General features: G+C 70.5%; 15 protein-coding genes and 1 pseudogene. 12 read left to right on the top strand and 4 right to left on the bottom strand.

Annotated features, from left to right (window positions below):
* Positions 1-236: 236 nt before the first annotated feature.
* Together AB0J64_RS50855 and AB0J64_RS50850 are read left to right on the top strand one after the other, a co-directional pair.
* On the top strand, positions 237-857 hold the full coding sequence (locus AB0J64_RS50855) for a bifunctional 4-hydroxy-2-oxoglutarate aldolase/2-dehydro-3-deoxy-phosphogluconate aldolase (protein WP_364044499.1): 621 nt from the start codon (positions 237-239) through the stop codon (positions 855-857).
* Between the two features lie 139 nt (positions 858-996).
* Positions 997-2,358 (top strand): OFA family MFS transporter, encoded by a 1,362-nt coding sequence (locus AB0J64_RS50850; protein ID WP_364044496.1) that lies wholly within the window; start codon positions 997-999, stop codon positions 2,356-2,358.
* Between the two features lie 132 nt (positions 2,359-2,490).
* Here the strand turns inward: AB0J64_RS50850 and AB0J64_RS50845 are convergent, their stop codons facing one another.
* Positions 2,491-3,426: an SDR family oxidoreductase gene (locus tag AB0J64_RS50845; RefSeq protein WP_364044493.1), complete on the bottom strand. Its 936-nt coding sequence runs from the start codon at positions 3,424-3,426 to the stop codon at positions 2,491-2,493.
* A 91-nt stretch (positions 3,427-3,517) separates the two neighbouring features.
* On the opposite strand from AB0J64_RS50845, the gene AB0J64_RS50840 reads away from it, so the two are divergent.
* Positions 3,518-4,084, top strand: coding sequence for a TetR family transcriptional regulator (locus AB0J64_RS50840; RefSeq protein WP_364044490.1), 567 nt, complete (start codon positions 3,518-3,520; stop codon positions 4,082-4,084).
* 40 nt (positions 4,085-4,124) lie between these two features.
* On the opposite strand, the gene AB0J64_RS50835 is transcribed toward AB0J64_RS50840, so the two are convergent.
* The gene (locus AB0J64_RS50835) at positions 4,125-4,976 is read right to left on the bottom strand and encodes a helix-turn-helix transcriptional regulator (protein WP_364044487.1); all 852 of its coding nucleotides are present in this window, start codon (positions 4,974-4,976) and stop codon (positions 4,125-4,127) included.
* 100 nt (positions 4,977-5,076) lie between these two features.
* Here AB0J64_RS50835 and AB0J64_RS50830 point away from each other — a divergent pair, with 100 nt between their 5' ends.
* Together AB0J64_RS50830 and AB0J64_RS50825 are read left to right on the top strand one after the other, a co-directional pair.
* Positions 5,077-5,631, top strand: a complete 555-nt coding sequence (locus AB0J64_RS50830; protein WP_364044484.1) for a YceI family protein — start codon at positions 5,077-5,079, stop codon at positions 5,629-5,631.
* Between the two features lie 48 nt (positions 5,632-5,679).
* Positions 5,680-5,829, top strand: a complete 150-nt coding sequence (locus tag AB0J64_RS50825) for a hypothetical protein (RefSeq protein WP_364044481.1) — start codon at positions 5,680-5,682, stop codon at positions 5,827-5,829.
* Positions 5,830-6,105: 276 nt separating this feature from the next.
* Here the strand turns inward: AB0J64_RS50825 and AB0J64_RS50820 are convergent.
* A pseudogene (locus AB0J64_RS50820) lies at positions 6,106-6,450 on the bottom strand (sigma factor); the annotation flags it as partial.
* A gap of 289 nt (positions 6,451-6,739) precedes the next feature.
* Between AB0J64_RS50820 and AB0J64_RS50815 the strand changes: the two are divergent.
* The 6 genes from AB0J64_RS50815 (at position 6,740) to AB0J64_RS50790 (ending at position 10,758) form a co-directional block, all read left to right on the top strand.
* Positions 6,740-7,492: an SDR family oxidoreductase gene (locus AB0J64_RS50815; protein ID WP_364044478.1), complete on the top strand. Its 753-nt coding sequence runs from the start codon at positions 6,740-6,742 to the stop codon at positions 7,490-7,492.
* Positions 7,493-7,534: 42 nt separating this feature from the next.
* Positions 7,535-7,768, top strand: coding sequence for a hypothetical protein (locus tag AB0J64_RS50810; protein ID WP_364044475.1), 234 nt, complete (start codon positions 7,535-7,537; stop codon positions 7,766-7,768).
* A 126-nt stretch (positions 7,769-7,894) separates the two neighbouring features.
* Entirely contained in the window at positions 7,895-8,803 is a 909-nt protein-coding gene (locus AB0J64_RS50805) for an RNA polymerase sigma-70 factor (protein WP_364044472.1), read from the top strand.
* Between the two features lie 112 nt (positions 8,804-8,915).
* Complete coding sequence (locus AB0J64_RS50800) at positions 8,916-9,629, top strand: hypothetical protein (protein WP_364044469.1); 714 nt, start codon at positions 8,916-8,918, stop codon at positions 9,627-9,629.
* Positions 9,630-9,679: 50 nt separating this feature from the next.
* Positions 9,680-10,165 carry an Ohr family peroxiredoxin gene (locus AB0J64_RS50795; RefSeq protein ID WP_364044466.1) on the top strand — a complete coding sequence of 162 codons (486 nt, stop codon included), beginning with the start codon at positions 9,680-9,682 and terminating at the stop codon, positions 10,163-10,165.
* Positions 10,166-10,317: 152 nt separating this feature from the next.
* Positions 10,318-10,758 carry a cupin domain-containing protein gene (locus AB0J64_RS50790; protein WP_364044463.1) on the top strand — a complete coding sequence of 147 codons (441 nt, stop codon included), beginning with the start codon at positions 10,318-10,320 and terminating at the stop codon, positions 10,756-10,758.
* Between the two features lie 73 nt (positions 10,759-10,831).
* Here the strand turns inward: AB0J64_RS50790 and AB0J64_RS50785 are convergent, their stop codons facing one another.
* Positions 10,832-12,004, bottom strand: a complete 1,173-nt coding sequence (locus AB0J64_RS50785) for an Ig-like domain-containing protein (RefSeq protein ID WP_364044460.1) — start codon at positions 12,002-12,004, stop codon at positions 10,832-10,834.
* A 421-nt stretch (positions 12,005-12,425) separates the two neighbouring features.
* Here AB0J64_RS50785 and AB0J64_RS50780 point away from each other — a divergent pair, with 421 nt between their 5' ends.
* Positions 12,426-12,761, top strand: a complete 336-nt coding sequence (locus AB0J64_RS50780) for a hypothetical protein (RefSeq protein WP_364044458.1) — start codon at positions 12,426-12,428, stop codon at positions 12,759-12,761.
* Positions 12,762-12,770 lie beyond the last annotated feature (9 nt).

The following is a 12,770-nucleotide window of genomic DNA, read 5'->3' as shown; positions in this document are numbered from 1 at the left end:
ACGGTGATGTCATGGGCCGGATCGGCCCGTTTCATCAGGATCGAGAAGTACAGGCTGGCGGGCCCGCCGCCGACGCAGGCAATCTTCACAAGAACCCCCGTTGTGACTTACTGTCCCTTATTTATCACATAGAGTAGCGATATCGACTCGACGACCCTTCGGCGGGGGCGATGGCCGGGAGCGTGGGGACCCGCGACAGGATGAGGGCGCACGTCGTCATCCTGCGAAGGGGAGTCATGTTCCGCTGGGAGATCGTCCAGGCCGTCACCGAGCAGCGGGTGTTCGGGATCGTCAGGACCTCAGGGCCCGATGAGGCGGTGGCCGCCGCCGAGGCCGTGCTGGACGCCGGGCTGAGGGCCGTGGAGGTGGCGCTCACGACGCCGCGTGCCCTCGCCGCCGTGGCGGCGGTCACCGAGCGGCGGCCCGAGGCGCTGGTCGGCGCGGGCACCGTGCTGGACGGCGCGGCGGCCCGCGCCGCCGTGGAGGCCGGGGCGCGCTTCCTGGTCTCGCCCAACCTGCACCGCGAGGTCATCCGCACCGGCCACCGGTACGGCGTCCCGGTCTTCCCGGGCGTCTCGACGCCGACCGAGATCGTGCAGGCCCTGGAGGAGGGGGCGGACGCGGTGAAGATCTTCCCGGCGTCCGCGGTGTCGCCGTCCTGGCTGCGGGACGTGCGGGCGGCGCTGCCGCAGGTGCCCGCGATCCCCACCGGGGGCGTGACCCTCGACAACGCACCGGAGTGGATCGCGGCGGGCGCCGTGGCCTGCGGCATGGGGTCGGCGCTGACCTCGGGCGGGACGCGTGCCGCGGGCGAACGGGTCACCGCCCTGCTGGCCGGCCTCGCGCGAGCCCGCTGACCGCGCCGCTGCAACGGCGCTTCGCCAGCGGCCGCACCACCGCAGGGCCGAAGCGAGCAGGAGGCCGTTCGTCGCTGATTTCTGACCGCTCGCCGTAAGGAGCTCCGATACTGCATACGGTATGTGGTACGCGTGACACGTGGCGACAAGATTCCTCGACCGTTCCCGCATCGTGGCGGACCCGGGCTGGAGCCGGTGGCTGGTGCCGCCCGCGGCGCTCTCCGTCCACCTGGCGATCGGGCAGGCGTACGCGTGGAGCGTGTTCAAACCCCCGCTGGAGTCGGCGCTCCAGCTGTCGGGCACGCAGAGCGCCCTGCCCTTCCAGCTGGGCATCGTCATGCTCGGCCTGTCGGCGGCCTTCGGCGGCACGCTGGTGGAGCGCAACGGGCCGCGGTGGGCGATGTTCGTCTCGATGTCCTGCTTCTCCTCCGGGTTCCTGCTGTCCGCGCTGGGCGTGGCCACCCGGCAGTACTGGCTGGTGGTGCTCGGATACGGGTTCGTGGGCGGGATCGGGCTCGGCATCGGCTACATCTCCCCCGTCTCCACGCTGATCAAGTGGTTCCCCGACCGGCCCGGCATGGCCACCGGCATCGCGATCATGGGGTTCGGCGGAGGGGCTCTCATCGCCTCGCCGTGGTCGGCGCAGATGCTGGAGTCGTTCGGCACGGGCACGGGCGGGATCGCCGGCACGTTCCTGGTGCACGGCGTGGTCTACGCGGTCTTCATGTCGATGGGCGTGCTGCTGGTACGCGTCCCGCCGGAGGGCTGGTCGCCGCGCGGCTGGACGCCGCCCGCGGTCGCGGCCCGGCCGCTGATCACCGACGCGGACGTCTCGGCCCGCAACGCGATCCGCACCCCGCAGTTCTACTGCCTGTGGATCGTGCTGTGCTGCAACGTCACCGCGGGCATCGGCATCCTGGAGAAGGCCGCGCCTATGATCAGGGACTTCTTCGCCGGCACGGCCACGCCGGTCGCCGTGGGGGCGGCCGCCGGTTTCGTGGCGCTGCTGTCGCTGGCGAACATGACCGGCCGCTTCGTCTGGTCGTCCACCTCGGACGTGATCGGGCGCAAGAACATGTACCGCGTCTACCTGGGTGTGGGCGCGCTGCTCTACCTGGTGATCGCACTGGCGGGCAACTCCTCGAAGCCGCTGTTCATCGTGTGCGCGCTGGGCATCCTGTCCTTCTACGGCGGCGGCTTCGCGACGGTCCCGGCGTACCTGAAGGACCTGTTCGGCACCTTCCAGGTCGGCGCGATCCACGGCCGCCTGCTCACCGCGTGGTCCACCGCCGGCGTGCTCGGCCCGCTCATCGTGAACGCCGTCGCCGACGCGCAGAAGGCGGCGGGCAGGTCCGGCCCCGCGCTCTACACCACCTCCCTCTACATCATGATCGGGCTGCTGGCGGTGGGGCTGGTCGCCAACGAGCTGATCCGGCCGGTGAGCGAGAAGTACCACGAGAAGCCCGCCGAGCGGCTGACGGTGGAAGGGCAGGCGCGATGACCTCGAGGCGGACCGCTCTGATGGTGGTGGCGTGGGCCTGGGTCGGCCTGCCCTTCGCCTTCGGCGTGTACGAGCTGGTGCTGAAGCTCACCCAGCTGCTGGGGTAGCGCTCCAAAGGCTCCAGCGGCCTGATCAGGCGGCGGATGCGCCGGTGAAGTAGTGGCCTTTGTCGAGGTCGTCGATGAGCCCGGGTTGCGTCGGCCGCCATCCCAGCGACTCCCGGGTCAGCGTGCTCGAGGCCGGACTGTCGCTCGCGAGGAAGCCGCCCAGCCAGCCGAAGTGCTCGCCTGCGGCCTCGCTCGGGATCGAGACCACCGGCAGGTTCAGGTTGCGGCCGATCACCTCGGCGATGTCACGGATCGGCACGCCCTCGTCCGCGGTGGCGTGCAGCACCGATCCCGCCGGGGCCTGCTCCAGCGCCAGGCGGAACAGGTGCGCGGCATCGAGCTGGTGCACGGCGGGCCAGCGGTGGGACCCGTCCCCGATGTAACCGGAGACGCCCTTGTCTCGCGCGATGCCGACCAGGGTCGCCATGAAACCGTTGTCTCCTTCGCCGTGCACCGTCGGGGCGAGCCGTACGACGGACGAGCGGACATCGCGGGAGGCGAGGGAGAGCGTCAGCTGCGCGGTGGCCAGCCGACCCTGCGGGCCGCCGCTCGGCTGCGCCGACGGGTCCTGGTCGCGCCCGTCCCGTTCGGTGGCCACCTGCCCCGCCGCGAGCCCGAGTATCCCGGAGGCGATGACGAGCGGCCGGCCGGAGCCCGCGAGCGCCTCGCCGAAGGTCTCGACGGCGAGGCGATCGGCGTCGGCGGCGCCCTGGTAGTTCCCGGAGAAGGCGATGTCGTGCTTGAACGCGAGGTGGATCACGCCGTCCGAGTCGGCAGCCGCACGCCGCAGTCCGTCGAGGTCGTCAAGGGTGCCGCGATGCACCTGCGCCCCGGCCTCGGCCAGGGCGGCGGCCGAGGCGTCCGAGCGGGCCAGGCCGGTGACCTGATGGCCCGCGCCGATCAGTTCGGGTACGACGGCGGAGCCGATCCATCCGGACGCGCCGGTGACGAATACGCGCATGAGAAGTACTCCAAGCGGTCGATCGATGTCAGTGACTGTCATCAAAGCTAGCACCGATGTCAGCCACTGTCATCAAGGTAGGATTCACCGCATGGGTCGATGGGAGCCGAACGCGCGGGGCCGGCTCGAGCAGGCGGCGATGGAGCTCTACACCGAGCGCGGGTTCGAGCAGACCACGGTGGCGGAGATCGCCAAGCGCGCGGGGCTGACGGAGCGCACGTTCTTCCGGCACTTCGCCGACAAGCGCGAGGTGCTGTTCTGGGGCTCCCGCACGCTGCAGCAGCACTTCGTGGACGCCGTCGCCGGTGCGCCTGACTCCGCGGCGCCGATCGACGCGATTGCCGGAGCCATCGAGGCCGGCGCAGCCCTGCTCCAGGAGCGACGCGACTACGCCCGGCAGCGTCATGCCATCATCGCCGCGAACGCGGAACTCCGCGAACGCGAGCTGATCAAGCTCTCCTGGTTGTCCGCGGCGCTCGCCGACGCCTTGCGCCGGCGCGGCGTCACGGACCCGGCCGCCGACCTGGCCGCCGAGGCCGGGATCGCCGTCTTCAGGATCGCGTTCGAACGCTGGATCAGCACGTCCGCCCAGGCCGACTTTCCACAGCTCGTCCGGGAGTCATTCGAGGAGCTGAAAGCCGTGACCGCAGGCAAATGATCATCGACGGCAGGGCGCGCGACGTCGCCGCCGATCGGGCTCAGCTGTTGACGACGCGGAGCGTGCCCAGGTGGCGGCCGGTCAGACGGTCGAGCGCGGCCGACGACGCCTCGTCCGCCGGAAGGTAGGCGATCAGGCGCTGGTCGTCGGCGAGTTCGAGGGCCTCGTACGCGAGGCGCAGGTCCCCGGCCTCAGGGTGCGTCCAGCGCTGGACGCCGGCCCGCTCGGGGATGCCCGGCGTCGTGAGCAGCTCGACGAAGGGTCCGCCGGCCGTGACGGTGAGCTCGTCGGCGAGGCCCGCCACGTGCGGGTCGGCGAGGCCGGCCGCGCCCTTGAGGATGGCGACCTGCTGGGTCGCGACGGCGTCCCAGTCGGGGTAGACGTCGCGGGCGCGCGGGTCGGTGAAGACGAACCGCGCGAAGCTGGGCTCGGCCGCGTCCAGGAGCCCGGTGGGCCCGGCCAGGCGCTCGAAGCCCGTGGTGTACGCGAGCACCTGCGTCATCCGGTTGATCAGCACCGCCGGGGTGGGTTCCAGCTTGTCGAGCAGCACCCGCACCGTCGGCCGGATGGACACGACCGGCGCCTGGGCCGCAGCGCAGATGTAGGAGCTGCCGCCCTCGGTCGCCTTCGCCAGGAGCCTGAGGTGGAAACGTTCGTCGGTGGACATCCGCAGGGCGTCGGCGAGCGCGCCGAGCACCTGCGGCGACGGATGCCGGTCGCGCCCCTGTTCCAGCCGTGCCAGGTACTCGACGCTGATCCCCGCGAGCGTGGCCAGCTCGGCGCGGCGCAGTCCGGGGGTCCGCCGCCGGTATCCGGTGGGAAGCCCTACGTCGGCGGGATTGATGGCCTCCCGGCGGCTGCGCAGGAACACGCCCAGTTCGTTCTCGCTCACCCCCGCAACCTATCGATCCCCGGCGCGCTCATCGTCGCCCTGTCAGGGCCAGTCTCAGCCCGGCCTCCCTACGCGCCGCCGCCCCGGCCAGGTTGGGGGCATGAATTCCAAGACCATCGCGACGACCCCGACCGCTCTGCCGCTCACCGCCGGGCAGTGGACCCTCGACCCGTACCACTCGGCGGTCGGCTTCACGATCCGCCACCTCGGCATCTCGAAGGTGCGCGGCGAGTTCGGGCGCTTCGAGGCCGGCCTCACCGTCGGCGGCACCCTCGACACCTGCTCGGTCACCGCCACCGTCGCGCTCGACTCGATCGACACCGGGAACGCCGACCGCGACGCCCACGTCAGCGGCCCCGACATGCTCGACGTCGCCAACCGCCCGGCCATGGCGTTCCGCTCCACCAGGATCGAAGGGCAGGGCAGCGACTGGATCATGGAGGGCGACCTCACCATCGGCGAGGTGACCCGGTCCGTCACCTTCGACGTCGAGTTCGGCGGGGTCGAGGACTCCGTCGTGGACGGACGCAGGCACGCCGGATTCGAGGCGAAGGGCGAGATCCGCCGGAGCGACTTCGATCTCGGCTTCGGCCTCCCTGTCCTCAGTGACTCCGTGAAGATCCAGCTCGACATGCAGTTCGTCGAGCCCCAGTAACACCTCCGGGCGGGGGCCGGCCGCTCCGCCTTGGTGCCGCGCGCGCACGTGCCGCTCGCGACGCCCCGGATCGGCCTGGCCGCCGTGGTCGCGGCGATCACGGCCATCTGCGTTCTGCTGGTCCCCTTCACGATCACGGCCGCGGCCGCCGGAGCGCGTCGTCAGGGCCTGCGGCTCGCCGGCTCTGGCGAGTCGTGACACTCTGGTCCAGAAGTGGCCCGCGAACGCCTTGACGTGCCCGGCCACCCGCGACGCGCCCGCCATGCGAGAGGGGCGTACGACGGAGTGGCCGGCCACGTCCGCCGTGAAGAGCGCTTCCAGCGCGGCCATGTCGCCGGAGCGGGCGGCGGCGACGAAGGCGGTCAGCAGTCTGCGTCGTTCGGCTCGGGTCACGGGTGTGCGGCGTTCGACGAGCACGTGTTTGCGGGCCCTGCTGACCAGCTGGCGGACGGCCGGCTCGTCGAGCCGGACGATGCCGGCGATCTGCCGGTAGGGGTAGTCGAACGCCTCCCGCAGCACGTACGCCGCCCGTTCGGCGGGCGAGAGCCGCTCCAGGAGCAGCAGCACCGCGAACTCCAGGACCTCACCGCGCTCGGCGCCGAGGCAGGGATCCGCGCCGGGGTCGACGGGTTCGGGCAGCCACGGGCCGAGGTAGGTCTCGCGGCGCACTCGTGCGGACCGGGCGACGTTGATCGCCAGCCGCGTGGTCGTCGTCGCCAGGAACCCGGCCGGGCTGTCCACTGCGGCGCGGTCATAGACCTGCCAGCGCAGCCAGACGTCCTGCACCAGGTCCTCGGCTTCGGTCGCGCTGCCCAGCATCCGGTACGCGATCCCGAACAGGCGCGGCCGCACACCGGTGAACACCGCCGCGGCCTGTTCGAGATCTTCCGGACCGCCTGATCCAGGATCCGCCACTGCCATCGCCCCCGCTCCGGCGTCCCCTTCCCCTTGGGCAGCGGGGACAGGCCAGTGGCGAGGTACAGCACAGGAAGATTTCCGCTGCGGAAAGAATCTTCACGCTATCTGTCACAAGCCCGGAGGCTGCCCTGTCTTAGCTGGCGGACCGGTCGGCACATGGGTGCGCCGGCGGACAGAAGGGGTTTTTGCCATGAAGGTCGTCGTGGTCGGCGGGACCGGCCTGATCGGGTCGAAGCTGGTGGCGAAGCTGGGTGAGCACGGGCACGAGGCGGTGGCGGCGGCGCCGAGCACCGGTGTCAACACCCTCACCGGGGAAGGGCTGGCGGAGGTGCTGGCGGGGGCGCGGGTGGTGATCGACGTGTCGAACTCGCCGTCGTTCGAGCCCGCCGCGGTGATGGAGTTCTTCGAGACCTCCACGCGCAATCTGCTGGCGGCGGAGGCCGCGGCCGGGGTCGGTCACCATGTCGCGCTGTCGGTGGTGGGAACGGAGCGGATGCCGGAGAACGGCTACTTCGCGGCGAAGATCGCGCAGGAGAGCCTGATCGAGAAGTCGGGGATCCCGTTCTCGATCGTCCACGCCACCCAGTTCTTCGAGTTCTCCCGCAGCATCGCCGATGCGGCCACGGACGGCGACTCGGTACGGATCGCGCCCGTGCGCTACCAGCCCATCGCGGGTGAAGAGGTCGCGCAGGCGGTCGGCCGGGTCGCGGTGGGGCAGCCGCTGAACGGCCGGGTCGAGGTGGCCGGGCCCGAGCAGTCCCGGATGGACGAGTTCTTCCGCGAGGCCCTGGCCGCCTGGGGCGACCCGCGCACGGTGGTCACCGACCCGCAGGCGTCCTACTACGGCAGCGTGCCGGGCGAGCGGACGCTGGTGCCGGGTGAGGGCGCGATCCTCGGCGAGATCCGGTACCGCGACTGGCTCGGGCAGAACGCCGCCAAGTAGCCGCGCATCCTCACTTCCGGCTGTCCAACCTATGGAGGAATGATGAGCGCTGCTCCGAGCGGCGACGACGACTTTCTGTATGAGCTCGAGGTCGAGGTCGAGGCGGAAGTGACCCTGGTGGAGGCGAGCCGTCCTGAGGAGGCCGCCGGCCTGCCGGTCACCGAATGGCTCTTCGATCCGACGGACGTCGAGCGCGAGGAGATCGGCCTGCGGGGGCTGCTCGACGCGGTGGAGGCGCTCGAGGACGGCTTCCGGCCCGGCGAACACGGTGCGTGACGGGGCGCACCCGGCCGTGTGACGGGTCGTCGGCCGGTGGTGAAGGGCCACTGGCCGACAGGGGAATCGATGTGACACCTTTGCACCGATGCCGCCAAGGCGGGGGAACCAATGCATACGCCATCTTTGGACCAGGCAACCGCACTCGAACAGGCTGCTTCCGCCTTCGTCGAGCTGCGCCCCCGCCTGTTCGGCATCGCCTACCGGATGCTCGGCAGCGCCGTGGAAGCCGAGGACATTCTTCAGGAAGTCTGGGTGCGCTGGCAGAACACCGACCGCTCCACCATCGAGAACCCCTCGGCCTTCCTGGCGCTGGTCACCACCCGCCTGGCCATCAACGTCGCCCAGTCCGCTCGCGCGCGACGCGAAGCCTACATCGGGCCCTGGCTCCCCGAACCCGTTGACACCAGCAACGACCCCACGCTGGGCGCGGAACGGGGCGAAGCCCTCGAACTCGCCTTCCTGCTGCTGCTCGAGCGGCTCACCCCCACCGAACGGGCCGCCTATGTGCTGCGCGAGGCCTTCGTCTACCCCTATCCGCAGATCGCCGACATCCTTCAGGTCAGCGCGGTCAATGCCCGCCAGCTCGTGAGCCGCGCCCGCAGACATCTGACCGCCGCACGACACGAGCCCATCGACAAGATCGAGCATCGGCGCCTGCTGAAGGTCTTCCTCGACGCCGCCCAGACGGGGAACGTCGCCGCCCTCGAAGACCTCTTCGCCGCGGACGTCGTCAGCTCCTCCGACGGCGGCGGCATCAGAGGGGCGGCGCGGTTCCCGCTGCTGGGCAGCGCCCGCGTGGCGAAGTTCCTCGCGGCGTACGCGCCACGATTCTGGCCGGGCACCGAACTGACGTGGGTCGAGGCGAACGGGCGTGCCGGTGTGCTCGTCCCTCGCAACCGCACCGACGTCACCCTCCTCACCATCGAGGCCTCGCCGCAAGGCATCCACCACGTCATGTGGATCGTCAACCCGGCCAAACTCGACGCGTTCGAACGCTCCCGCGGGGACGCCGACCCGCCTCACAGGGGCTAGACGGTACGGCGCCCCGGAGGCGTCACAACCGGACGGGCTGTCCGGTCTTAACTGCCGACACCGACAGAACAGCGGACATCGTGCGGGCGACCCCGTGGACGGGCGGCAGGACATGACCGAAGTGAGCGCCGGGACGCTGGCGGAGATGCTCGACGAACGGCGGCATCTGCTCGAGATCGCCTTGTGGATGTTCGGCTCGGAGACGACGGCTGACCGGATCGTCCAGGAGACCTACCGCCGCTGGTACGCGCTCGGCGAGGACGAGCGCGCCGGCATCGCGGTGCCACGCGCCTGGCTGACGCGGGTCGCCGGGAGCATCTGCCTGGACCTGCTCGCCGCCGCCCCGGCCCCCGCCCCCAGCGGCACACCGCGACCGGGCACGGCCGGAGCGCCCGCTCGGGCACCCCGGCCTGGCCCCGCCACTGCCCCGGCCCGGCAGCAGTCCAGGTCGGACCAGGCGATGCTGGCCAGACACGACCGTGTCGCGCGCCGGTTCGCGGCGGCCTGCGAGGCAGGGGACACAGCGGCGCTGCGGGCGGTCCTGGCCGCGGACGCGATGGTCGTGAGCGACGGCGGCGGCAAACTGCGCGCCGCCGTGCACCCCACCTACGGCGCGGACGCGATCGCCCGGTTCGTCACGGCTCTGCTGACCGGCCGGTCCGGCACCGAGGTGGCCGTCGAGCCCGTGAACGGCCGCACGGGACTGGTGCTGCGCCAGGCGGGCCGAGCCGTGGCGGTGGTCGGCGTGAGCGTCGCCGTCGCCGAGGTCACCGCAGTGTGGATCGTGCTGAACCCCGACAAGCTGCAGCGCTGGCACCGCCCATGACCAGCGTGCCCTCACCCCAGGCGCCTCGTGTGCCGCCGGAAGGCGTACCGGTGAACGACCCGGCGTTGTCCACGGAGCACGACTACGGCGGCTCCGCGTTCAGGGCGCTCTACGTCACGCGCGTCGCCGTGAGCGGCGGCAGCTCCGCCCACGGCCGGGCCACCGGCCGGGCCCGCTCCGCCGACGGCGCCCTCGCCCTGGAGCTGCGGATGCCCGAGGAGCTGGGCGGCGACAACCCCGGCCCGAACCCCGAGCAGCTCTTCGCCGCCGGATACGCGGCCTGCTTCCACGGCGCCCTCAGCCTGCTGGCCCGCCGGCACCTCCTCGACCCCGGACCGATCGCCGTGGAGGCGTCCGTCGCCTTCGGCCGCGACCCCGCCGACGGCGGCTACCAGCTACGCGCCGACCTCGTCGTGAGCTGGCCCGGAGTCGACCGTGACACGGCCACCCCGCTGCTCGCCCAGGCCACCGCGCTGTGCCCGTACGCCAAGATGACCCGCCAGGGCATCCCGGCCACGATCAACCTCGCCCCCTGAGCCTGAAGGTGTCCAGGTAATGGCCGAGGATCGGCTGCCCAAAGCCTCGGCCCTGTGCCCTCAGGCCGATCTGACCTGCGCGTATGTGGGTAGTTGTGTGACACCGGAGGCGAGATCGTCCGTTCCGGGCAGGCTTACGGAGGGGTAATACCGTGTCGAAGAAGAACTCAGGCGTCGCGACCGCTCAGCAGGAGCGCCCTGCGGCGTCCGGACCCACGATGCTGGCGGACATCCAGCCGCCCTTCATCCCCGAAGGTGCTTCGGGGATGACCGTACTCGTCACGTGGCCTCCCGGACATCCCGGCACTGCTCCGCACCGCCACTCGGGGCCGGCGTTCGGCTACGTGATCGAAGGGGCGGTCCGGTTCGAGCTCGAGGGTGAGCCGGAGCGCGTGGTCGAGGCCGGTGAGACGTTCTGGGAGCCGGGCGGCGACGTGATCCACTACCAGGACGGCAACGCCCTGTCGGACGCGCCGACCAGGTTCGTCGTGTTCATGCTGTGTGAGCCGGGTCAGCCGATGCTCACGTACGTCGACGAGGGGGAGCTGGCGCAGCGGGCCCACCTGCGCGCCCCGCGTCCCGCCGCCGGCTGATCCGCCTGTTCGATACGGCGGCGCCCCGGCCCCGCAGGGGGCCGGGGCTTCACCTGGCGGCCGGAGACGAGAGTCAGGCGTTGATCGACGTGCCGAGGGCGCTGCCCGCCAGCCATTCCTCCCACGACTTGGCCCACGGCGTCGGCCCGTTGCCGAACTCGAGCTTGCGCGACGTCCCCACGACCTTGATGATGTCCCCCCGCTGCGTGAACTTGTAGAACCAGTGGGCGTTGGCCGTGCTGGCGTTCACGCAGCCGTGGCTGACGTTGCGGCTGCCCTGCGCGTCGACCGACCAGGGTGCGGCGTGGAAGTACGTGCCGCTGTAGGTCATCCTGACGTTCCACTTGGTGTGCGCGTAGTACAGGCCCGGCCTGCCGATGGTGGCCGAGTCCATGAGGACGTCCGCGGCCTTCTCCTGGGCGATCATGATGCCGGAGTAGCTCTCGTCGCCGGGCTTGCCGAGACTGATCGGGATGGTCTTGACGACCTTGCCGTTCTTCCGCACGACCGCCTGGTGGGTCGAGTTGCGGATCTTGGTGATGTGCTCGGGCCCGACGGTGAAGGTCACGCTGCGGTCCTGAGCGCCCCACATGTCCCGTCCGACCCGTAGGCCGGCCAGGTGGGCGATCACGGTGACCCGCTCGCCGGGCGGCCAGTACTCGCGTGGCCGGAACTGGACCTCCCGGTCGCTCACCCAGCTCCAGGCGCCCTCGACCGGCTTGGTCATCCGCACCTCCAGCGACCGCTCGACCGCGGCCCGATCCTCGCGCGTGCTCACCGGCCGCGTCAGCTGGAGCTGGATCGGCATCCCGACGCCGACCTTCTCACCGTCCATCGGCGACACGCCGCTGCCCAGCACCCGCTTCGGCTTGAGCGTGGTGAACCCGGCCTGCGCCGTGACCGGATTCCCGTCGGTGCCGATGGCCTGCACCTTCACCGTGTACGCCGTCGAGGGCTTCAACGGCCACCACGGCCGCCAGGTCCCGTCCGTGCCCGCGCTCCCGCTGACTTCCTGTCCTTTGGCGTCCGCGACGGTCAGCCTGGTGATCCTGCCGTCGGTGACCTTCACGCTGATCCCGGTGTCCGGGGAGACCTTCCTCGCGCCGTCGGCAGGCGTGATCGACAACTGGGCCGCCGGGCCCTGCTGCTTACCGGGCGGCGTGTCGGAGCCGCCCGAGGTGCAGCCTGCGGTCACGAGCAGCACCACGGTGAACGTGCTGACGAATATGGTTCCGCCATTCCGCATGGCCGATGCCTCCAGTCCCCCGACAAATAGGCATATTTCAGGCTAGACAGCCCATTAATGGTACGAAGAGCGTTGTGCCCATAACTGACGGTAATCATGCGGAGATGCCACAACCAATGGTGACTCGATACGAGATGCACCCGAACGACCACCGGCGTACCCGGCCATAGGGCGACGATGGTGTTAAACATCAAAATAATGGCTGTATAACACCCCATAGGTTTTACGGGTTGTTTGGGGTTTAAGAGGTAACTGTGAGTATCTGGTATGGGTATGTCTGCTTCCGTCTGAGTGCCTGGTGAATCCGAATACTCCGCCGAAATGGCGGCTGCCGGATTTCGGGCCGTCCATCCAATGAACGGAAACGAGAGCAGTGAATACTGAAAGTCGGCGGTCACGGACCTCACGCCATGGGCGGTTCGTGGCAGTAGCTCTTACCGGCGCGGTCGCCGGTCTCATGTTCCTTCCCTTCGGCCAGGGGGTGGCCGGAGCGAGCGCGGGCTTCCCCGCCGTCCAGGCCGGCGGACCGCCGGCGCCGGCGCCGCAGGCCGCGCCGCGCGTCCACGTCCAGAAGAAGATCGTGCATCACCGCCCGCACCGCCACCGGAACTTCGAGGAAGCGGACGTCCAGATCTTCAACCGCAACAACAGCTTCAACTTCGACAACCGCAGGGACTTCTTCTCCGACAACGAGTTCAACAGGGACCGGTGGGAGAAGGAGGACTTCGAGCACGACCACCACAAGCCCGTCGAGTGACGCTGACGG

The organism is Nonomuraea sp. NPDC049695 (assembly GCF_040674955.1).
GTDB lineage: Bacteria > Actinomycetota > Actinomycetes > Streptosporangiales > Streptosporangiaceae > Nonomuraea > Nonomuraea helvata.
This window is presented reverse-complemented; position numbering and strand designations above follow the sequence as displayed.